The sequence below is a fragment of the Microbacterium aerolatum genome, from assembly GCF_007988825.1.
GTDB lineage: Bacteria > Actinomycetota > Actinomycetes > Actinomycetales > Microbacteriaceae > Microbacterium > Microbacterium aerolatum.
Genome location: NZ_BJUW01000022.1, coordinates 13,429 through 32,960 on the forward strand (window position 1 = coordinate 13,429; position 19,532 = coordinate 32,960).

The window sequence follows — 19,532 nt, forward strand, 5'->3', positions numbered from 1 at the left end:
AAGGTGCGGTCGCTGAGCCTGTCGACGCGGGAGGATGTCAGCCGACGAGGTCGTTCAGCAGCTGGATGGCCTGATCCCAGGCTCCCTGCGTGTCGGTCTCGCCGCGGTCGAGCGCGCTGAGCGCCGGGCCGAAGACGTTCTCCTGGATCACCGAGTCATCGGCGCCCTTGAACTGCGCGACGACGCCCTTGGCACGCTCGGCGAGGATGGCGCCGGTGGGCGCACCGTTGAAGAACTCGTTCGGCGTGGCATCAGCGGCCAGCTCCTCCTGAGCCTTGACGGTCGACGGGAAGTTGCCCGCCGCGACGGACTGCTTGACCTGCTGCTCCGGCTGCGTCAGCCAGTCGGCGAGCTCAGCAGCCGCCACCTTGTGCGCAGACGACTCCGGGATCGACAGCCACGCGCCACCCCAGTTGGCCGCACCGCCCGGGAAGACGTCGGCGAAGTCCCAGCCGGTCGACGCGTCGCCGCCGCCCGCTTCGACCTGGCCCTGCACGACTCCCAGCATCCAGCCGGGGCAGACGAACGTCGCGAACGTGCCATCGACGAACGACTTGCCGCCGTTCCAGTCCCATGCCGCCTGCGCAGCCGACTGGCCTCCCTCAGTTGCCGCCCCCAGCAGCTCAAAACGTTCCTGCAGCTCGGCGTTGCCGTCGACATTGAGCTCACCGTCTGCGGTGTAGTAGCCCTCGTCGAGCTGGTTGACCATGGCGTTCCAGACGAAGCCGGAGTGGTCGTACCAGGCCTTGCCCGTCTTGTCGGTGTACTCCTGGCCGACGGCGAAGAAGTTCTCCCAGTCGCCGGTCAGCAGCTCCGCGACGGACTCGCGGTCGCTCGGCAGTCCGGCTGCTTCGAACGCGGCGCCGTTGTAGCAGATGCCGCTCGGGCCGATGTCGGTGCCGTAGCCGATCACGCGGCCATCGGCATCGGTGCCCTGGGCGTACTTCCAGTCGACCCAGTCGCCCTTGCGGTCCTCGATGCCGTAGTCGCGCAGATCGGCGAAGGTGTCGGAGACGTCCATGATGGCGCCGAGCCAGCCCTCTTCGATCGCGACGATGTCGCTGAGGCCGGAGCCGGCGGCGATCTTCGTGAACGCGTCGGTGCGGGCGTTGCCGCCGGTGTCGATGTTGGTGGCCTCGATCGTGACGTTCGGGTGCAGATCCTCGTACTCCTCGTAGAGGTCGTCATAGCCGAACGTGCCGAACGTGGTGATGGTCAGCGTGACGTCCTCGTCCGAGCCGGCGTCGGCTTCGGAGCCTCCGGCCGAGCAACCGGCGAGGGCGAGGGCTGCGACGGATGCGACGGCGGCTGTCGCCAGCATCCGTCGGCGGATGGGTGTGTTCACGGTTTCACTCCTTTGTGTGGTGGTGCGGTGGTGGTGCGGGTGGTGCTGCAGAGATGGATCGCGTGCGGGGCGGCTTCAGGATGGGAGCGCTCCCAAAGGTTGTCGAGTCACTCTATGGGAGCGCTCCCAAGGATGTCAAGCGGCGACCATATCTGGCGGGCCGAGTACGCTTGATCAGTGCCCTCCAGCGAACTGTCCTCTGCTCTCACCCGCGCCGAATCGCTGATCCGCAGCATCCCGGACTATCCCGAACCAGGCATCCTGTTCCGCGACATCACCCCGCTGCTTGCCGATGCCGAGGCGCTGCGCGCGACCACGGACGCGATCATCGAGCCGTTCGCAGGACAGTTCGATGTGATCGCGGGCATCGAGGCGCGCGGATTCCTCATCGCCGGCGCCGCCGCGATCGCTGCGGGCACGGGGCTCATCCCGATCCGCAAGGCGGGCAAACTGCCGCGACCGGCGGCATCCGTCGACTACTCGCTCGAATACGGCACGGCCACGATCGAGATGCACGACGATCTGCCCGCGGGCTCCCGCGTGCTGCTGATCGACGACGTGCTCGCGACCGGCGGCACACTCGCCGCGGGCCGGCAGCTGATCGAGCGCCTGGGCTCGCACGTCGCCGGCATCTCGGTGCTGTTCGAGATCGAAGGACTCGGCGGCCGGGACGCCATCGGAGACCTGCACACCGTCTTCCACTCCTGACGCAAACGGTCAGCGTACGCGCCGCCGATCGCGCGAATCAGCGCGGGCCCTCCACGAGAGCGCGTCGGCTCGCGGCGTAGCGAGGGCGCCCGGCGACGCGCCAGATGAGCCTCACAGGCGCCGGCAGGTTCTTCCGCAGCCATGACGTGCCGCCATCGGGCTGGGCGGCGAGGATCGCCCCCATCGCCTGCCAGGTCTGGCCGCGAGGAACCGCCCGGCGGCCATGCTCACTGGCGGCGACCATGTCCTGCTGATCGAGCTCACGCTCCATCACGGGGACGATGTTCTCCTCTTCGTCCGGCAGATGCGCGGCGAGCGCCACGTTGATACCGGTGAGCGCACCGAGCACCGCCGTCGCGTCTGTCGCGCGGCCAGTGGCACGCCACGCGGGCAGCGCCACATCCAGCTCGTCGAGGTGGACGAGCATCTGCGCATGCTGCACCTTCATCCGCTCGACGTGCACCGCACACGGCGGCGCCTGCGCGCTCAATCGGTCCCAAAGGTTGGCGTCCTCGAATTCATGGTGTCCGTGAAGCGCCGCTGACAACAGGTCCAGGTGCGCCGCGACGACCTCGGCGTGCGCCGCATCGCCATCCCGGACCCCCTCCACCAGAATGCCGCCTTCACCGAATCCGGCCTTGAACCACCGATGGATCTCCGCCATCCCGCTTGCATCACAGGGCATGATCCTGCTCCTTGCTCGGGCCCCAGAATCCCGATCCGCACAGCGTAGACCCGCGTGCTCGCATCCGTCTACAACAGGACCGGACTGCCTGCATCCGAGCGGATAGACTGACAGCGCCCGCCTTCCCGCGACTTCCGGAGCCGTTCATGCCCACCATCGTCGTCGACGTCATGCCCAAGTCCGAACTGCTCGACCCGCAGGGAAAGGCCGTCTCCGGCGCGTTCAGCCGCCTCGGCGTCGCCAGCTTCAGCGACGTCCGCATCGGCAAGCGCTTCGAGCTCACCGTCGACGGCGACGTCACCGATGATGTGCTGGCCGAGGCGAAGAAGATCGCCGAGGACGTGCTGTCCAACTCCGTGATCGAGGACGTCGTGGGCATCGAGGTGGTCGAGTGACCGTCCGCATCGGGGTCATCACCTGGCCCGGATCCCTCGACGATCGCGACGCGCAGCGCGCCGTGCGCCTCGCCGGCGCAGAGCCCGTCGTCCTGTGGCACGGCTCGCACGACCTCGAGGGCGTCGACGCTCTTGTGCTGCCGGGCGGGTTCAGCTACGGCGACTACCTGCGCTCGGGCGCCATCGCCGCGCTCTCGCCGATCATGGCCGAGGTGAAGGATGCCGCAGGCAAGGGCATGCCCGTGCTCGGCATCTGCAACGGCTTCCAGATGCTCGTGGAGGCGCACCTGCTGCCGGGCGGACTGATCCGCAACGACCACCAGCACTTCGTGCGTCGCGATCAGAAGCTCACGGTGGAGAACTCCGACACCGCCTGGACGAACACGTTCCGCCGCGGCCAGGAGATCGTCATCCCGCTGAAGAACGGCGAGGGCGGCTACATCGCCTCTGAAGAGACGCTGGACCGGCTCGAGGGCGAGGGCCTGGTGGCCTTCCGCTATGCAGGAGTGAACCCGAACGGGTCTCTGCGCGACATCGCCGGCGTCACGAACGAGGCCGGCAACGTCGTGGGCCTCATGCCGCACCCTGAGCACGCCACGGAGCCCGGTTTCGGACCGGACACCGATGCCGCCATGCGGTCGGGCGTCGACGGCCTGGGCTTCTTCGCGAGCGCCGTCGCCGCCATCGCGCGCGTCGCCGCGTAGGGCACGGAGCACAGGCGTAGACGAGCCGGCTTCGACTCCCTTCGGTCGCTCAACCCGTTTCGTCTCGCTGCGCTCGCTCAACGACCCGCACGGAAGCCCCTGTGGAGGCGCTGAAGAATCAGACGGTGCCGACGGGCGGCCAGACGCCGATGATCACGGCCATGACGACGAGGGTGACCAGCTCGTGCCCGATGTTCATCGTGGTCAGCGCCGTCGGGCGCCCCTCGAAGCCGTCGTGGGTGATGAAGCGCGCAGCCGTGAACCCCGCCCACAGCAGCACCGCGGTCACGATCGTGCCGACGAAGAACGACCCCTCGTAGAAGTGCCAGGCGATGGCGGATGCTCCGGCGAGCACCCACGCCGTGATGAAGCTGACGAGCACGGTGGTGACGATCGGCCAGACCGCACTTCTCGCGGAGCCCGTCATGTCGACGTTCGCCAGCCGCGCCCAGCGCGTTCCGAACACCTTCGGCGTGTACCAGATCGAGCCGACGATCATGCTCGAGAGCATCGCGAGCAGCACAGCCCAGTAGTTGATCTCGGGAACCATGACCCCTCCTCTGGTGGGTTGACGCCGAGCGTACTCCCCACCTGCGTCACGATCGATAGGCTCGAGACGTGAGTCTCTTCGTCACCGTTCCGACCGCCCGTCTCGCCGAGAACATCGGCGCGCTCCCCGAGGGGGTGGAGCTCGAGATCTGGGACATGGCGTCTCCGGCGCCGCGCGAGCGGATCGATCTGGTCGTCCCGCCGTACATGGGCGGTGCCAAGTTCTTCGGCGCCCTGGAGGGTCTCGAAGTCGGTCTCGTCCAGAGCCAGTCGATCGGCTACGACGGCGTCGAGGAGCAGTTGCCGGCCGGCATCCCGTTCGCGAACGCAGCGAGCGTGCACGAGGCATCCACGGCAGAACTGGCCGTTGCGCTGACTCTCGCCGCGCAGCGGCAGCTGCCCCGGTTCGTCCTCGCCCAGCAGGACGGCCAGTGGTCTCCGGTGTTCGCCGAGAGCCTCGCCGACCGCAAGGTGCTGCTGGTCGGTTTCGGCGGCGTCGGCGAGGCGATCGCCCTGCGGCTGGAGCCCTTCGAGATCGATCTGACCGTCGTCGCGCGCACCGCCCGCCCCGTGTGGCACGAACGGCTCGGCCGGGTGCAGGTGCACGCGATCGATGAGCTGCCGGCGCTGCTCCCGGATGCCGAGATCGTCATCCTCGCCCTCCCCGGCGGCGGCGCCACCCACCACCTGTTCGACGACGAGATGCTCGGCCTCATGAGCGACAGCGCGCTGCTGGTCAACGTCGGCCGAGGCACGCTGGTCGACACCGACGCGCTCGTGCGCCAGCAGGGTCGCATCCGCGCAGCGCTGGATGTGCTCGATCCGGAACCGCTGCCGGCGGAGCATCCGCTGTGGAAGACCGACGGCGTGCTCATCGCTCCGCACGTCGGCGGAGCATCCACCGCCATGAACCCGCGCATCGCGCGTCTGATCCGCAAGCAGGTCGAGCGGATGCTGCGCGGCGAGGCCCCTGCCAACGTCGTCCTCGGCGGCTGATCCGGACCATCGCCGAACCGATTCGATCGGCGATCTAGCGCGTCTGCAAGCGTTTGCAGTAGGCTCGACCGCATGACAGAGCTCGAACAGTTCGCCGCTCCCGGTTCCGAGTGGTGGCGCAGTGCCGTGATCTACCAGATCTACCCGCGTTCGTTCGCCGACGCCTCCGGCGACGGCATCGGCGACCTGCCCGGCATCACCGGCCGCATGGACTCCCTGCAGGAGCTCGGCATCGACGCCATCTGGCTGAGCCCGTTCATGACCAGCCCCCAGAAGGACGCCGGCTACGACGTCGCCGACTACCGCGACGTCGACCCGATCTTCGGCACCCTGGCGGACTTCGACGACATGCTCGCGCAGGCGCATGCCCGCGGCATCCGGGTCATCGTCGACCTCGTTCCGAATCACTCCTCCGACCAGCACGTCTGGTTCCAGCAGGCACTGCGGGCGGCCCCCGGCAGCCCGGAGCGCGCGCGCTACATCTTCCGCGACGGCAAGGGTGAGAACGGCGAACTGCCCCCGAACAACTGGGAGAGCGTGTTCGGCGGCGGTCAGTGGACGCGCATCACCGAGCCCGACGGCACGGCCGGCCAGTGGTACCTGCACATCTTCGACCCCACGCAGCCCGACTTCGACTGGACCAACGAAGAGGTCCGCGAAGAGTTCCGCGGCGTCCTGCGCTTCTGGCTCGACCGCGGTGTCGACGGCTTCCGCGTCGACGTGGCCCACGGCATGATCAAGGCCGACGGCCTGCCCGACTACACCCCGCCGACCGAGTCGGACTCGATGGGCGGCGGCGAGGAGAACGTGCCGTACTGGGGTCAGGACGGCGTGCACGACATCTACCGCGACTGGCACGAGGTCATGGCGGAGTACGACGGCGACCGCGCCCTGTGCGGCGAGGCGTGGCTCCCCACCCTGAAGAAGACCGCACTCTGGGTGCGCCCCGACGAGATGCACCAGACGTTCAACTTCCCGTACATGATGACCGAGTGGGATGCTGGGAAGGTCCGCGACATCATCCGCGAGTCGCTCGACGAGTTCGGCAAGGTCGGCGCGCCGAGCACCTGGGTGCTCTCGAACCACGACGTGATCCGGCACGCCTCGCGCCTGGCGCTCACGGCCGACAGCCCGCAGGGCGACGGCATCGGACCGCTCTCGGCCGGCAAGCCCGACCAGGCCACCGGCCTGTCTCGCGCCCGCGCCGCGACCACCGTCATGCTCGCGCTCCCGGGTTCGTCGTACCTGTACCAGGGCGAGGAGCTGGGCCTGCCGGAGGCCATGGAGATCCCCGACGAGTTCCGTCAGGATCCGACCTGGTTCCGCACCGACGGCAAGCGCTACGGCCGCGACGGTTGCCGTGTGCCGATCCCGTGGGAGGCCGACGCCCCGGCGTACGGCTTCAACACCACCGGCGACTCCTGGCTGCCGCAGCCGGGCGAGTGGGCGTCGTTCGCCCGCGACGTCGAGCAGGCGGATGCCGCCTCCACCCTGAACCTGTACAAGGCGCTGCTGCGTCTGCGCCGCGAGAGGTCCCTCGGCACCGGCTCGCTGGTGTGGGAGGAACTCGGCGAGAAGGCCGTCGCGTTCCGCCGCGGTGACCTGCATGTCGCGGTGAACCTCGGCGATATGCCGCTGGAGCTCGGCGACGACGTGACGTTCGTGGTGCAGAGCCAGTCCTTCGACGGCACCGCGCTCCCGACCGATCACGCCGTCTGGTACACGAAGGGCTGATACCGGCGCATGGTCAGCATCGATGAGGTCGCGCGCAAGGCCGGGCTGTCGACAGCCACGGTCTCGCGCGCCCTCAGCGGTCGCGGCTATGTCTCGGCGGCATCCCGCGAGAAGGTCCGACTGGCCGCGCAGGAGCTCGGCTACGTCGTCTCCTCGCGGGCGTCCAGCCTCGCATCGGGGCGCACCAGGAACATCGGCGTGGTCGTGCCGTTCCTGGACCGCTGGTTCTTCAGCACCGTGCTCTCCGGAGTCTCCAGCGCGCTGATGCGACGCGGCTACGACATCACGCTGTACAACATCACCGCCGACGAGGACGTCCGGAAGGACGTGTTCGAGACGGCTCTGCGCCGTCAGCGGGTGGATGCCGTGATCGCCGTCGCCATCGAGCTCGATGAGGGCGAGACCGAGCATCTGCTCGCGCTCGGTCTTCCCGTGATCGCGATCGGCGGCCCGAACCCGGGACTGGACACGCTCACGGTGGACGACTTCGGTCTCGCCGAGCTCGCCACGCAGCACCTGCTGAGCCTCGGGCACACCGAGATCGCGCACATCGGCGCGAACCCGGAGTTCGACATCGACTTCCACATTCCGACGAATCGCCGGCTCGGCTTCGAGAAGGCGCTGGCGGATGCTGGGATCACCCCGAAACCCGCCTACTTGGAGCCCGCGGACTTCACAGTCGACGGCGGCTATCGCGCGGCGAAACAGCTGCTGGGACGGCCTGGCCCCCGGCCGACGGCGGTGTTCGCGGCATCCGACGAGATGGCGATCGGCGCGGTGCTCGCAGCACGCGATCTCGGGTACCGGGTGCCGGAGGACCTCTCGGTCGTCGGGATCGACGGGCACGAGCTCGGCGAGTTCTTCCGACTGACGACGGTCGACCAGTTCCCCCTCGCGCAGGGCGAGCGGGCGGCTGAAGCGGTGCTCGCCAAGCTGGAGGCGACCGACGAGGTCACGGCGCACGCGGCGCTGCCGTTCGAGCTGATCGTGCGCGGCACGACCGCCCGAGTCCAGGACAGGTGACCCTGGGTCGGAACCGGCCATGTGGCCGATGTGCGCCGGGTGCCGCACCGGCGAGCATCGAAACATGAACACCCGTCGTGAATGGCTCATCGCCGCCGGTCTCATCGTCCTCGCCCTGATCCCGTCGCTGGCCGGAGCTGTCCGTGTCGGCGAGATCGCCGCCGATGCACCAGTCACGTCCGCCGACGCCCGCTTCATGGAGATGCCGCTGCCCGTGGTCGTGCACGTCGTGGGCGCGCTGGTCTATGCCCTGGTCGGGGCGTTCCAGTTCCTCCCCGCGCTCCGCCGCCGTCACCTCGGCTGGCATCGGTTCGCCGGGCGCTACGTGCTCGTGCCGGCCGGACTCGCCGTCGCGCTGAGCGGACTGTGGATGACGGCGTTCTACGACGTGCCGCCGATCGACGGGCTCGCGCTGCAGATCTCCCGGTACATCGTCGGCGTGCTGATGGCGGCGTTCATCGTGCTGGCCCTCGTGTCGGTCGCCCGTCGCGACATCCCGCAGCACGGCGCCTGGATGATCCGCGCCTACGCCCTCGCGATGGGCGCCGGCACCCAGGTACTCACCTCCGCACCGTTCGCGATCCTGTTCGGCACTGATTCCAAGTACGCCCGCGCTCCCCGGCCACACGTTCTATGAAGTGCGCACAGCTTGCGATCGACGAGACTGAAGCCTGCCGACAACGAACATCCCGGCGCCCACGACGGCAAGGCCAAGAGCGGTCGCCATCACTGCGGCGTCATCAGGCAGCATGGCGCACCCTACGGATGTGTCCTCGTAGGGACAGCTTCTCCAGGGCTGGAAGAAGAACAGTACTGCTGTCACGGACCCTAGCAGCGCCGCTGAAGCGCCGATGAAGGCCATCAATCTCGATGCGCGTTGAGTCATGGTCCCAAAGTTAAACCGAAGAGCTCACTCAACCCCTGAGCATCTCCGGAGCAAAAGCATCTGTTATCAGTGGTGGTCAGCGGCGTCCTGGGTGACGTCCCGTGGAGTGGTGGAGATTCCGATGGGGTTGTCTGCGTCGTAGACGTGGGTGAGCCATCGTGCGATGGTCAGTGAGAACTGTCTAGGAATCTCAACGTAAGGACACAACGCACGATGGCTCTTGACCAGAGCCCTCCTCGAGCTCCTCGGGGAACTGAAACTCACCGATGTCACCGACCGGATCCGCGTCGCAACCGAAACGCTCTATCAGGAGCTGATCGATGCGGAAGCGGCCGCATTCATTGGCGCCGCCCGTTCGAACGCTCCCCGGAACGGACAACGCAACGCAACGGCACCCGCCCGCGCACTCTGACCACGACCGCCGGGGAGCTGGAGCTGCGGATCCCGAAGCTGCGACAGGGAAGCTTCTTCCCGTCGTTGTTGGAACGACGCCGCCGCGTCGACCAGGCGTCGTTCGCGGTGGTGATGGAGGCGTATGTTCACGGCGTCTCCACCCGCAAGGTCGACGATCTGGTCAAAGCGCTGGGCGCGGACACCGGCATCTCCAAGTCCGAGGTGTCGCGGATCTGCGCGAATCTGGATGAGGATGTTGCCGCGTTCCGGGACCGGCCTCTGGCCGACACGACGTATCCGTATGTGTTCCTCGACGCGACCTACTGCAAGGCCCGGGTTGGCCGGCGGGTCGTCTCGCAGGCGGTGGTCGTCGCGATCGGCGTCGCCGCCGACGGCAGGCGCGAGGTCCTGGGCTTCGAGGTTGGAGAGACAGAATCGCAGCCGTTCTGGACGAGCTTCCTGCGGTCGTTGAAAGCGCGCGGCCCCGGCGGGGTGAAGCTCGTGATCAGTGACGCTCACACCGGCCTGATCGCGGCGATCGAGACCGGGTTCGCCGGCGCCAGCTGGCAAAGACGCCGAGTTCATTTCATGCGCAACGTGCTCTCGAACGTCCCGAAAGCGTCCGGGCCGATGGTCGCCTCGATCATCCGCACGATCTTCACCCAACCCGACACCGAGCATGTCTTCGCCCAGTTCCACGAGGTCGTGCGGATGCTGACAAGATCGCACGCGAAGATCGCCGACATGCTCGAGAACGCGAAGATCGACATCCGCGCGTTCTGCGGATTCCCGCAGCAGCACTGGCGACAGATCTGGTCCACGAACCCGCTCGAACGCGTCAACAAAGAGATCAAGCGCCGCACCGACGTCGTCGGCACCTTTCCCAACCCCGCCGCGCTCCTGCGCCTGGCCGGGCACGTCCTGATCGAGCAACACGACGAATGGGACGGCGCCGACCGCCGCTACTTCTCCGAGCACTCCATGAAACTCCTCACCGCGACACACGAGGAGGTGGCGATCCCGGAACTCAACGCGGCGTAATCACAGAAGCTGATCCCGCACGGTGTCGAGAAACTCCACCACACAGCGGGACGTCACCGGTGCTGATCGGGTGGCCGTCGGCGGAGACAATTTTCCAGAGCACTTCGTACGCCCCTGCGGGTATCCCATTCGACACGGTCGCGACGACGCTTGCCCCGGTGATCGTGGCCTCGCCTGCTACCCAATTGCGGCCCAAGGCGTCACTTATCTGGACTTCGGCGCCCATCGCGAGGACGTCGTTGCTGAACTGGAGGGTGATCTGTGTGGGCGGTGCGGCGAGTTGTTCGCCCGCGGCCGGGGTGCTCGAGACCAAAGCATCGTGCGCGGCGGCCGGAGACGGCGTGGCGAAACCGGTAACGAGGAGGGCCAGGATCGTCGTCGTGAGGAGTGCGGATCTGAACCGTCGTGTGCGGGGCATAGGAGTACTCATTCGGGAGGGCGCGTCACCACGGGTGGCGGATGGGTCAGTGGTCATGGTGGGCGGAATCGGCGGGCGTGCCGGTGCTGGCGCGCAAGAGCCGAGCACGGGCGAACACCACGGCCGCAGCTCCGGCGGTGACCGCGATGACGAGCAGGGCGATCGCCGCGCCGGTCAGGTTCACCGTGCCTAGCCAACCCGCAATCGGGTAAGTGATGAGGAAGCAGGCGTGGGAGAGGGCGAACTGTGCGGTGTAGACGAGGTTGCGGTTCGCTGGCGCCGATGCGTCGGCGAGCAGTCGCGACGACGGCGTGTTCACCAGCGAGGTGCCCATGCCCAGCAGCACCCAGGTGCCGAGCAGCACGAACCATCCCGTCCCGGTGGCCGCGAACGCGGTGACCATGACAGTGAGGACCAGGCCCGCGACGATGACAACCGCGCCGGTGATCATCGTGCGGATGACACCGAGTCGGCCGACCAGCCAGGGAATGTTCACTGCGACGACGAGCGAACCGATGCCGTAACAGGCCAACGCGAGTGCGAGGGCTTCCTCGCCGAGCCCGAACACGCCTCGGGCGTAGACCACGGAGTTCACCAGAACGATCGCCGTCCCGGCGCCGACCACGACGTTCGTGAGCATCAGGAACCGTAGTGTCGGCGTTCGAGCGAAGACCTTCGCGCCCAGCGGGAGACGCTGCCAGAACGGCAGCGCCGGTCCGTCATCGGTGCGGGCAGGGAGCCGGGAGAGCAGCACGAGAAGCGCCGAGCAGGTGAAACCGATCGCTGTGCCCACGAAGAGGTTGTTGTAGCTGATCACCGTCAGCAGAAGTGCGGCGATCGTCGGGCTCAGCAGCGCCTCCAGGTCGTAGGCGAGCCGGGACAGCGAAAGGGCACGGGTGTAGTCGTCCGGTTCGGGGAGAACCGATGGGATCAGGGACTGAAACGCGGGCGTGAACGTCGCGGATGCGGATTGGAGCACGAACACGAGCACATAGATTTGCCAGGCCTCGGTCACAAACGGCAGCAGCAGCGCGATCCCCAGCCGGATCAGGTCCGCGGTGATCAGGACCGCCTTTTTCGGGAGCCGGTCGACGACCGCGGCGATCAGCGGTGCGACGCCGACGTAGGCAACCATCTTGATCGTCAACGCCGTTCCGAGCACGGACCCTGCCGCGTCGCCGGCAATATCGAACGCGAGCAGTCCCAGGGCCACCGTGAGCAGGCCCGTGCCGAGAAGGGCAATGACCTGAGCGGAGAACAGCTTTGCGTACGTGGTGTTGCGGAGGACCCGCAACATCAGCGAAGGTCCTCGGGCCCCGGGTGCTCGCTGCGGTGGTGGGCCGGATCGTTGGTCAGGGTGTGCTGCGCCTGGAAGATCGCGTCCGCGACCAGCTGCCGGGCGTGCTCGTCCGTCAGCCGGTAGAACACCTTCGTGCCCTCATGCCGAGTCGACACGATCCGCGCCAGCCGCAGCTTCGCCAAGTGCTGAGAGACCGCAGGGGCGGACTTGTCGACGATGTCCGCGAGGCTGTTCACCGACAACTCCTGATCACGTAGCGCGAGGATGATGCGGACCCGCGTCGCATCCGCGAGCATCGAGAACACCTCAACTGCCAGCTCGACGTACTCGCTTTCGGACGACAGGGAACACTTAGTATCTGCATGCATACGCAGATTATTGCATAGACCACGGTTTGTTGGCCGACCATGCGGCCCCCTGCCTAAAACGATCGTTAGCGGCGGATCCGGGTTTCGAGCGTCAGTATGCTGCCGTAATGGTTCTCCGGAACTCCGTTTCGGCAGGGGTTTTCAACTCTCCTCGGCAACTAAGTTGTGGCAGATCTACGGGTCACGTCAGAGATCGTCATTCGGGAGAACAGTCACGGTCGGCGGCCCGGTTGAAGTCGGGGACGGGCCGGTTCTGTGCGTCCTGGGGTGTCGGGGCGAGTCCGTTGCGTTCGATGTCGTCGATGAGCCAGTCCATTTCGAGGATCTCTCGGCGTTGCGCTTCACTGATCTCGACGGCGAGCTCGCAGACACGAATGTCCTGAATCTGCGCTCGTTCGGATCGAGTGATCGCCAGGGAGTGGTGAGGGATCATCGCGCGCATGTACGCGGTGTCATCGACGGTGATCTGGCTGCGGTCGAGGGCGACGCCGCCTCCGAGCAGGAGCACGCTGATAATGACGACGGCGATGTTTGCCTTGGTGTTCTTGTACATGTTCAGCATCCAGGCGAGCATGACGAGTCCCATGGCGCCGCCCATGGTGAGTGCCATGAATACGCGGCTTTCGCTGAAGCGGATGTGGTCCCATTCCCACACTCCGGCGAACATCGTCCAGTACATCACGACCATGCCGGTGAGGATCATTGCTGCGAATCGCAGGTACATTTTCAGCGATCCGCGCTTCTTGTCCTCTGCTTGTCGTTCGCTTCCGTCGTGTGCATGCATGTGATTCACCTGTGCATCTGGATTGTTCGTGCGTCGCGCGGTGGACGTGCGCGCCGATTCAGAGGGCTGCGAGGAGTGTGGCGCACGCGTCTTCGCATCGCCGGCAAGCGGCTGCACACACGGTGCAGTGTTCGTGCATCGTGTGCTTCTCGCACTCATCGGCGCAACTCGCACACGCGGTGCGGCACGCTTCCAGGGCAGCCCGGGTGAGGTTGGCGTCGTAGCCGGTATGCCGGGACAGGACGCGCGCGGTGGTGTCGCAGAGGTCAGCGCAGTCCAGGTTCGTGCGGATGCACTTCGTGAGTTCTGCGACCATCTCCTCGCTCAGACACGCATCGGCGCAGGCCGTGCACGATTGGGCGCATTCGAGGCACGCCTCGATACAGTCCACGAGCGCCTTCTGGTCCACCTGGCCGAGGTCCTTCGGATAGGTGCGGAGCATTTCTGCCGCGACAGTCATGATCGAATCCTCTCGTCGGTTTTGGAGGCTCCCAAACTACGACCGCCGCGTTGTCTCCGGGACCCCGTTGAATACCCCGGGAGGGCATGGTAGCCATCGGTCATGTGCGCATCAGCTCACGGGCCGGTGTCTCGGTGATTCGTTCCCGCAACCGGGTGAGGAGACGTTCGCAGGATCAGCGCCACGGCACCTATGACCATGATCAGCGCGACGTCGTAGCTGGCGACCGTGTAGGTCCACCAGGCAGCATCGGTCGACTGTGTGTCGCTCACCAGGTGCGCCAGGGCAAGGGCCGGCCCCAAGGCCAGGAGTACGTACCCGAGGCGAACGAGCCGTCGATGCGTTCGCACAGGATCGAGCGGGTGGGTTCCGGTGCGGGTCATCGGAAGATCGCTCCAATGGTGAGGAAGCTGGCGGTGGCGAGGAGGGCAACGGCGATCGTCGCGGCGGTGATGAAGAACGTGAGATTCCGCAGAGGGTTCTTGGGTTCATCCATGAGAAGTCCTTGAGTATGGAGCGTTGTGGGTATCCGCCGTTACTGGGCGGGGCTGAGGACGGTCGCGCCGTCCGTGGTGATCTCGACGATGCCGCGGTCGTCGACGAGGATGATGCGCTCGTCGATGACGGCGAGGGCTTGCACGACGCCTTGCAGTGATTCCAGCTTCTGCCAGGCGCCGCCGTCGTCTTGTGACCACAGGACGCCGTCGGTACCGGCACCGAGAAGGGCGCCGTCCGTGCGGGCCTCCAATGCGTAGAGAACGGGGGCTGCGTCGACGGGCGTGAAGGTATTGCCGCCGTCGGTGCTGACGAGGACGCCTTCTTCGGCTGCGGCGTACACGCCGGACTCTGTGGCGGCGAGGTCAGCAGCACCGAGGGGGGCACGTTCTGTCCATGTGTTGCCCTCGTCGGTGCTGGTGAGCAGGGTCACTTGACTGGAAGGGACGCCGTAGAGGACGCCGTCTGGTCCTGCGGTCAGGACGTGGAAGTCGGTGGTGCCGTTGAGCGCGATCGGAGACCAGGAGTTCCCGTAGTCGTCGCTGCGGATGATGCCGAGGTTCGGGGCTCCCAGCTCAGCCGGGGTGTTTTCCCCGGGGTGCCCGGACGCGAACAGTGCGTCTTCTGAGACGGTGAATCCCATGGCGTCGAAGTTATGTCCGCCGATCGGGCCGGAGATCGTCCCGTCGGGGGCGAGGGTGAAGATTCCGTTGTGCGTGGCGACGAACAGGTCATCGCCGCGGGGGTCTTCGGCGATGCCGTGGATGTGGTCGATGCGTGGTGCCGAATCGGGGTTGCCGAGCGGTGTTGCGGTGCATCCGGTGGCGAAGATCGCGAGGGCGGTCACAGTGGCAGTGGCGAGAAGAAATGAGCGTTTCATGAGGGCTTCCGGTGGCGGCCGCGGGACGGCCTGGTTTCACGGCGCGCACGGCGAGGGCGCACCGACATGTCATGGATGTCGCTGTGTGGCGGGTCGATGTAGATGTGGTGGAGGGGCCACAGGTTCGGGCGGGCCGATCGGTCTCGGCCCGCCCGAGTCGTCCTAGAGCTGTCCCAGGAGTTCCTGCATAGCGGCGATCTCTGCGGTCTGATCGTCGATCACCTGCTGTGCGAGGTCGAGAACGTCCGGGTTCTGCGCATCGTCAAGCGCAGTCTGCGCCATATCGACAGCACCTTCGTGGTGCACGATCATCTGCTCGAGGAACAGACGGCTGGCCTCGGCGGCGTCTGCATCCTCCAGCAGGGTCATGTCCTCCTCGGACATCATGCTGTCGTCACCGCCTATTGACCCATGGTCCATACCGCCCATGGAGTCCGGGTCGTAGTCCACGCCCCAGGCTTCGAGCCATCCGAGCATCTTGTCGATCTCGGGGCCCTGCGCCGCTTTGATCTGCTCGGCAAGTTCGACCACGCGGGGGTCTGCCCCGTCCTTGGCAAGCAGAATGTCGGCCATATCGATGGCCTGCTGGTGATGCGGGATCATCATCGTGACGAACATCTCATCCGCCTCAGTCGCCATCGATGCCGATGACGACTGAGACGGAGAGGTGGTCTCGCTGGACGGTGCGGTGCTGTTGTCCGCGCAGCCGCTGAGCGCCAGAGCGAGTGTCAATACACCGGTGCTGACCGCGAGGGGGATCTTCTTGTTCATGATTGTTCCTTCGATAAGTCGCATGAGGGGTCGCAAGTAACGGCGCCAGGCGGCGCCACGAAACCGACCGTTCGGGCCGGCGGCGACTACTCAGGTGCGACTGATCGAAAGGAATGTGAGCGAAGGAGCCCGCGGAAGAACACCGGTCGCATCCCAGCGCATCAGGCTCATCACGCGGTGAAGGAGCAGTCCGCGACCGTGGATCAACATCGGAGGAAGTAGCAGGAGAAAACCGGCGAGCAGCGCGAGCACGCACGCCATCAGCATGTCATCGTGTCCCTGCCCCGGGCCGGTGCTCACATGACAGAGCCCATCACACGCGATGTCTACGGTGTCAGTGCTCCCCGTCACATCAGCGGCATGCTCGTCACCAGCCACGGATGCTGAATGGGCGAGACCGGGTGAGCCGTGCCCGGCCGGTTCGGCGGTGAAGGTGTGCATTGCCAGCAGCCCGACGATGACCATGAGCGTGGCCGCACCCAGCATCAACAGCGCGCGCAGCGACAGTTGCGAGCGTGCGCTGCGAAACGCGACATGCATGCGTTGACCCTCCATCCTGCTCAGGATGCTAACACCACGAACTATGCGCCTCCGCGGGTGACGAACCGACCCCGCTCGCGCGAACAGGAAACGAGCCGCGAGACCCTTCTCTTCGTACCCGGAATACCCCCCAGGGGTATAGTGTTTGGCTACAGAGGCACGACAGTCCGTACTCCGACTCGAGAGAAAGAGGAACAGCGCATGTCCAACTCCACCACAGGATCCTGCTGCAGCCACAACCCCGGCGCCGTCGCTGCCGACGGACGCAAGGATCTTCTCACCCGACCGGCCGATGAGTACGCCGAATGCCCCGTCATGGTGGGCAGCACCGTCGTCAAGGCGGATGCGGAAGCCGCGGGCTTGTTCCGCGACTACGACGGCAAGCGGTACTACTTCTGCTGCGCCGGATGCGGGCCCGCGTTCGACGCTGACCCGGCCAAGTACGCCGCCGCCGTCTGACGGCGTCTCTCGTGCGAGGCCGCGCACAAGTTGGCCCGCACGGTTCATCCACACCGGAGGAGGATAGGTCCATGAGCACCCCGCACAACGACGGCGCGGAGCACACACACGCGCCTGACGATCATGCAGCGCATGGTCACAACCCGTCTCACCCTGCCACGGTGACCGCGGCAGGGCACGAGTCACAGACGGCCCATCGTGCCATACCGCATGAGCACGGCCAGTCGATGTCGCACGAGGGCCACGGGTCGCCGTCCGGACACGATGGGCACGGCGACCACGATGGATACGGCGGTCATGCGGGGCATGGCGATCACGTCGGTCAGTTCCGTCGGCTGTTCTGGATCATGCTCGTTCTGGCCGTTCCCACCGTCGCGCTCTCGGGCATGTTCTCGATGATCCTCGGCTACACCCTCCCGGACGTTCCGGGTCTGTCATGGGTGTCGCCCGTGCTCGGCACGGTCATGTATGTCTGGGGTGGCAAGCCGTTCCTCGTCGGAGCGGTCAGCGAGCTTCGCTCTCGCCAGCCCGGGATGATGCTCCTCATCGGCCTGGCCATCACGGTCGCGTTCGTCGCCTCCTGGGGTGCGACGCTGCGAATCCTGCACCATGAGCTCGATTTCTGGTGGGAACTCGCCCTTCTCATCGTCATCATGCTGTTGGGGCATTGGATCGAGATGCGCTCTCTCGCTCAGACCACGTCCGCTCTGGACTCTCTCGCTGCTCTTCTGCCGGATGAGGCGGAACGCGTCGAGGATGATCAAGTAGTGACTGTCTCACCGGCCGAGCTCGTCGTCGGAGACGTCGTGATCGTGCGGCCCGGTGCAAGAGTCCCCGCGGACGGACGCATCGTCGACGGACGCGCATCGATGGACGAGTCGATGGTCACGGGCGAGTCCCGCACGGTGGAGCGCAGCATCGGTGACCAGGTCACGGCGGGAACCGTTGCCACCGATTCGGGGCTTCGGGTGGAGATCACCGCGACCGGCGATGACACGACCCTGGCCGGCATCCAACGTCTGGTGACGGAGGCGCAGAGTTCCTCTTCCCGCGCGCAGCGTCTGGCCGACACTGCTGCCGCGTGGTTGTTCTGGTTCGCTCTCGGCGCTGCGGCGATCACGGCGATCGTGTGGACGCTCATCGGCTTCCCCGACGCTGCGGTCATTCGCACGATCACGGTTCTGGTCATCGCTTGCCCGCACGCGTTGGGCCTGGCCATTCCGCTGGTGGTCTCCATCGCCACCGAACGCGCAGCGCGCGGGGGCGTGCTCGTCAAGGATCGTATTGCCCTGGAGAGCATGCGCACCGTCGACACGGTGCTGTTCGACAAGACCGGCACCCTCACCAAGGGTGAGCCTGTCGTCTCGGAAGTCTCCGCCGTCGACGGCGCAGATCCCGACCGCGTTCTCGCGTTGGCTGCAGCTGCCGAGGCCGACAGTGAGCACCCGCTTGCGAGGGCCATTGTCCGCGCGGCCGCCGACAAGCAGCTCACGCTCCCGCGCAGCGGTGATTTCCGGTCGTCACCCGCCGTGGGTGTCACCGCGACCGTCGAGGGGACGACTGTTCGGGTCGGTGGACCGCACCTGCTCTCCGAGGAGAGCGCGGACGAGCTCCCGATCGCCGATCAGTGGCGTGCAGATGGCGCCATCATCCTCCACGTCACCCAGGACGGCCGCGTTCTCGGGGCTCTGAAGCTCGCTGACGAGGTGCGCTCCGAATCGCGCGAAGCCGTCGACGCCCTCCATGTGCTCGGCGTTCAGGTCGTGATGATCACCGGTGACGCTGAAGCCGTCGCACACGCCGTCGCCCAGGATCTCGGCATCGATCGTGTCTTCGCCGGGGTGCGCCCCGAGGACAAGGCCGCGAAGGTTCAGGAGCTACAGAGCGAGGACCGGAAAGTTGCGATGGTCGGCGACGGCGTCAACGACGCCCCCGCCCTCGCGCAGGCTGACGTCGGGCTCGCGATCGGTGCCGGCACGGATGTCGCGATCGCCTCAGCCGGTGTGATTCTCGCCAGCGACGACCCTCGCTCTGTGCTGTCGGTGATCGAATTGTCGCGGGCGTCATACCGGAAGATGAAGCAGAACTTGTGGTGGGCGGCTGGCTACAACCTCATCTCCGTGCCACTGGCCGCTGGCATCCTCGCCCCTATCGGCTTCGTGCTTCCGATGTCGGTCGGAGCGATCCTCATGTCGTTGTCCACGATCGTTGTCGCCTTGAACGCGCAACTGCTGCGCCGGCTCGATCTGCGGCCCGACACCACGACCCGCGCCATCCTGAATCGATGACAACGACCGCCCGGAGACCCCGATGACTGACACCGCCGACCAGACAACGTGCGACCACGGTGAGCACGGGTACATCACCGACAAAGCCCGCTACCTCACCCGCCTCAAGCGCATCGAGGGGCAATCACGCGGTATCTACCGCATGGTCGAGGACGAGAAGTACTGCATCGACATCCTCACTCAGATCTCCGCGCTGACCAGCGCGTTACAAAGCGTTGCCGTCGGACTCCTCGAAGACCACCTGCGCCACTGCGTGGCAGATGCAGCTCGCGCCGGCGGCGACATCGCCGAAGAGAAAGTGCGTGAAGCG

22 protein-coding genes and 1 pseudogene are annotated in these 19,532 nt (G+C 66.4%); 11 read left to right on the forward strand and 12 right to left on the reverse strand.

Features of this window, described 5'->3' with window-relative positions; all coding sequences use genetic code 11:
* Positions 1-37 precede the first annotated feature (37 nt).
* Positions 38-1,345 carry an ABC transporter substrate-binding protein gene (locus MAE01_RS15400; protein ID WP_147040911.1) on the reverse strand — a complete coding sequence of 436 codons (1,308 nt, stop codon included), beginning with the start codon at positions 1,343-1,345 and terminating at the stop codon, positions 38-40.
* Between the two features lie 177 nt (positions 1,346-1,522).
* On the opposite strand from MAE01_RS15400, the gene MAE01_RS15405 reads away from it, so the two are divergent.
* Positions 1,523-2,053 carry an adenine phosphoribosyltransferase gene (locus tag MAE01_RS15405; RefSeq protein ID WP_147040912.1) on the forward strand — a complete coding sequence of 177 codons (531 nt, stop codon included), beginning with the start codon at positions 1,523-1,525 and terminating at the stop codon, positions 2,051-2,053.
* A 37-nt stretch (positions 2,054-2,090) separates the two neighbouring features.
* Here MAE01_RS15405 and MAE01_RS15410 read toward each other — a convergent pair whose 3' ends face one another.
* The gene (locus tag MAE01_RS15410) at positions 2,091-2,738 is read right to left on the reverse strand and encodes a hemerythrin domain-containing protein (protein WP_147040914.1); all 648 of its coding nucleotides are present in this window, start codon (positions 2,736-2,738) and stop codon (positions 2,091-2,093) included.
* 146 nt (positions 2,739-2,884) lie between these two features.
* Here MAE01_RS15410 and purS point away from each other — a divergent pair, with 146 nt between their 5' ends.
* Positions 2,885-3,133, forward strand: a complete 249-nt coding sequence (gene purS, locus MAE01_RS15415; RefSeq protein WP_147040916.1) for a phosphoribosylformylglycinamidine synthase subunit PurS — start codon at positions 2,885-2,887, stop codon at positions 3,131-3,133.
* Positions 3,130-3,837, forward strand: coding sequence for a phosphoribosylformylglycinamidine synthase subunit PurQ (gene purQ / locus MAE01_RS15420; protein ID WP_147040918.1), 708 nt, complete (start codon positions 3,130-3,132; stop codon positions 3,835-3,837). The genes purS and purQ overlap by 4 nt, the downstream gene beginning before the upstream one ends.
* Before the next feature lie 118 nt (positions 3,838-3,955).
* Here purQ and MAE01_RS15425 read toward each other — a convergent pair whose 3' ends face one another.
* On the reverse strand, positions 3,956-4,387 hold the full coding sequence (locus MAE01_RS15425; RefSeq protein ID WP_147040920.1) for a DUF1761 domain-containing protein: 432 nt from the start codon (positions 4,385-4,387) through the stop codon (positions 3,956-3,958).
* A gap of 68 nt (positions 4,388-4,455) precedes the next feature.
* Between MAE01_RS15425 and MAE01_RS15430 the strand changes: the two genes are divergently transcribed.
* From MAE01_RS15430 to MAE01_RS15455, 5 genes and pseudogenes are all read left to right on the forward strand, one after another.
* A complete protein-coding gene (locus tag MAE01_RS15430) occupies positions 4,456-5,382 on the forward strand; it encodes a 2-hydroxyacid dehydrogenase (protein ID WP_229718246.1) in 927 nt (308 codons plus the stop codon).
* A gap of 72 nt (positions 5,383-5,454) precedes the next feature.
* Positions 5,455-7,116, forward strand: a complete 1,662-nt coding sequence (locus MAE01_RS15435; protein ID WP_147040922.1) for a glycoside hydrolase family 13 protein — start codon at positions 5,455-5,457, stop codon at positions 7,114-7,116.
* A gap of 9 nt (positions 7,117-7,125) precedes the next feature.
* A complete protein-coding gene (locus MAE01_RS15440) occupies positions 7,126-8,139 on the forward strand; it encodes a LacI family DNA-binding transcriptional regulator (protein WP_147040924.1) in 1,014 nt (337 codons plus the stop codon).
* 64 nt (positions 8,140-8,203) lie between these two features.
* Positions 8,204-8,776, forward strand: a complete 573-nt coding sequence (locus tag MAE01_RS15445; RefSeq protein WP_222591694.1) for a DUF2306 domain-containing protein — start codon at positions 8,204-8,206, stop codon at positions 8,774-8,776.
* A 462-nt stretch (positions 8,777-9,238) separates the two neighbouring features.
* A pseudogene (locus MAE01_RS15455) lies at positions 9,239-10,459 on the forward strand (IS256 family transposase).
* Here MAE01_RS15455 and MAE01_RS15460 read toward each other — a convergent pair.
* The 9 genes from MAE01_RS15460 to MAE01_RS15495 all read right to left on the reverse strand — a co-directional run bounded on the left by MAE01_RS15460 (position 10,446) and on the right by MAE01_RS15495 (position 16,475).
* Entirely contained in the window at positions 10,446-10,877 is a 432-nt protein-coding gene (locus MAE01_RS15460) for a copper resistance CopC family protein (RefSeq protein WP_186806268.1), read from the reverse strand. The pseudogene MAE01_RS15455 and the gene MAE01_RS15460 overlap by 14 nt on opposite strands.
* A 46-nt stretch (positions 10,878-10,923) precedes the next feature.
* Positions 10,924-12,174 (reverse strand): MFS transporter, encoded by a 1,251-nt coding sequence (locus MAE01_RS15465; RefSeq protein WP_147040930.1) that lies wholly within the window; start codon positions 12,172-12,174, stop codon positions 10,924-10,926.
* Positions 12,174-12,545 carry an ArsR/SmtB family transcription factor gene (locus MAE01_RS15470; protein ID WP_147040932.1) on the reverse strand — a complete coding sequence of 124 codons (372 nt, stop codon included), beginning with the start codon at positions 12,543-12,545 and terminating at the stop codon, positions 12,174-12,176. The genes MAE01_RS15465 and MAE01_RS15470 overlap by 1 nt, the downstream gene beginning before the upstream one ends.
* 196 nt (positions 12,546-12,741) lie before the next feature.
* Complete coding sequence (locus tag MAE01_RS15475) at positions 12,742-13,329, reverse strand: DUF305 domain-containing protein (protein WP_222591695.1); 588 nt, start codon at positions 13,327-13,329, stop codon at positions 12,742-12,744.
* A 58-nt stretch (positions 13,330-13,387) separates the two neighbouring features.
* The gene (locus MAE01_RS15480) at positions 13,388-13,789 is read right to left on the reverse strand and encodes a four-helix bundle copper-binding protein (RefSeq protein WP_147040934.1); all 402 of its coding nucleotides are present in this window, start codon (positions 13,787-13,789) and stop codon (positions 13,388-13,390) included.
* 116 nt (positions 13,790-13,905) lie between these two features.
* Positions 13,906-14,061 carry a hypothetical protein gene (locus MAE01_RS16060; protein WP_186806269.1) on the reverse strand — a complete coding sequence of 52 codons (156 nt, stop codon included), beginning with the start codon at positions 14,059-14,061 and terminating at the stop codon, positions 13,906-13,908.
* A gap of 263 nt (positions 14,062-14,324) precedes the next feature.
* On the reverse strand, positions 14,325-15,164 hold the full coding sequence (locus tag MAE01_RS15485) for a F510_1955 family glycosylhydrolase (RefSeq protein ID WP_147040936.1): 840 nt from the start codon (positions 15,162-15,164) through the stop codon (positions 14,325-14,327).
* Between the two features lie 162 nt (positions 15,165-15,326).
* Entirely contained in the window at positions 15,327-15,935 is a 609-nt protein-coding gene (locus MAE01_RS15490; RefSeq protein WP_147040938.1) for a DUF305 domain-containing protein, read from the reverse strand.
* Between the two features lie 90 nt (positions 15,936-16,025).
* Entirely contained in the window at positions 16,026-16,475 is a 450-nt protein-coding gene (locus MAE01_RS15495; protein ID WP_147040940.1) for a DUF6153 family protein, read from the reverse strand.
* A 201-nt stretch (positions 16,476-16,676) separates the two neighbouring features.
* On the opposite strand from MAE01_RS15495, the gene MAE01_RS15500 reads away from it, so the two are divergent.
* The 3 genes from MAE01_RS15500 to MAE01_RS15510 all read left to right on the forward strand — a co-directional run.
* Entirely contained in the window at positions 16,677-16,934 is a 258-nt protein-coding gene (locus MAE01_RS15500; protein ID WP_147040942.1) for a YHS domain-containing protein, read from the forward strand.
* Between the two features lie 71 nt (positions 16,935-17,005).
* Positions 17,006-19,222, forward strand: coding sequence for a heavy metal translocating P-type ATPase (locus MAE01_RS15505; protein WP_147040944.1), 2,217 nt, complete (start codon positions 17,006-17,008; stop codon positions 19,220-19,222).
* Positions 19,223-19,244: 22 nt separating this feature from the next.
* Positions 19,245-19,532, forward strand: a 288-nt coding sequence (locus MAE01_RS15510; protein ID WP_147040945.1) for a metal-sensitive transcriptional regulator, incomplete at its 3' end; no start/stop codon positions are given.

Bases quoted from the DNA above. Each gene is read 5' to 3' on its own strand.
- MAE01_RS15410 (WP_147040914.1), bottom strand. From the start codon at position 2,738: ATGCCCTGTGATGCAAGCGGGATGGCGGAGATCCATCGGTGGTTCAAG.
- purS (WP_147040916.1), top strand. From the start codon at position 2,885: ATGCCCACCATCGTCGTCGACGTCATGCCCAAGTCCGAACTGCTCGAC.
- MAE01_RS15425 (WP_147040920.1), bottom strand. From the start codon at position 4,387: ATGGTTCCCGAGATCAACTACTGGGCTGTGCTGCTCGCGATGCTCTCG.
- MAE01_RS15435 (WP_147040922.1), top strand. From the start codon at position 5,455: ATGACAGAGCTCGAACAGTTCGCCGCTCCCGGTTCCGAGTGGTGGCGC.
- MAE01_RS15440 (WP_147040924.1), top strand. From the start codon at position 7,126: ATGGTCAGCATCGATGAGGTCGCGCGCAAGGCCGGGCTGTCGACAGCC.
- MAE01_RS15445 (WP_222591694.1), top strand. From the start codon at position 8,204: ATGAACACCCGTCGTGAATGGCTCATCGCCGCCGGTCTCATCGTCCTC.
- MAE01_RS15460 (WP_186806268.1), bottom strand. From the start codon at position 10,877: ATGCCCCGCACACGACGGTTCAGATCCGCACTCCTCACGACGACGATC.
- MAE01_RS15465 (WP_147040930.1), bottom strand. From the start codon at position 12,174: ATGTTGCGGGTCCTCCGCAACACCACGTACGCAAAGCTGTTCTCCGCT.
- MAE01_RS15470 (WP_147040932.1), bottom strand. From the start codon at position 12,545: ATGCATGCAGATACTAAGTGTTCCCTGTCGTCCGAAAGCGAGTACGTC.
- MAE01_RS15475 (WP_222591695.1), bottom strand. From the start codon at position 13,329: ATGCATGCACACGACGGAAGCGAACGACAAGCAGAGGACAAGAAGCGC.
- MAE01_RS15480 (WP_147040934.1), bottom strand. From the start codon at position 13,789: ATGACTGTCGCGGCAGAAATGCTCCGCACCTATCCGAAGGACCTCGGC.
- MAE01_RS15485 (WP_147040936.1), bottom strand. From the start codon at position 15,164: ATGAAACGCTCATTTCTTCTCGCCACTGCCACTGTGACCGCCCTCGCG.
- MAE01_RS15490 (WP_147040938.1), bottom strand. From the start codon at position 15,935: ATGAACAAGAAGATCCCCCTCGCGGTCAGCACCGGTGTATTGACACTC.
- MAE01_RS15495 (WP_147040940.1), bottom strand. From the start codon at position 16,475: ATGCATGTCGCGTTTCGCAGCGCACGCTCGCAACTGTCGCTGCGCGCG.
- MAE01_RS15500 (WP_147040942.1), top strand. From the start codon at position 16,677: ATGTCCAACTCCACCACAGGATCCTGCTGCAGCCACAACCCCGGCGCC.
- MAE01_RS15505 (WP_147040944.1), top strand. From the start codon at position 17,006: ATGAGCACCCCGCACAACGACGGCGCGGAGCACACACACGCGCCTGAC.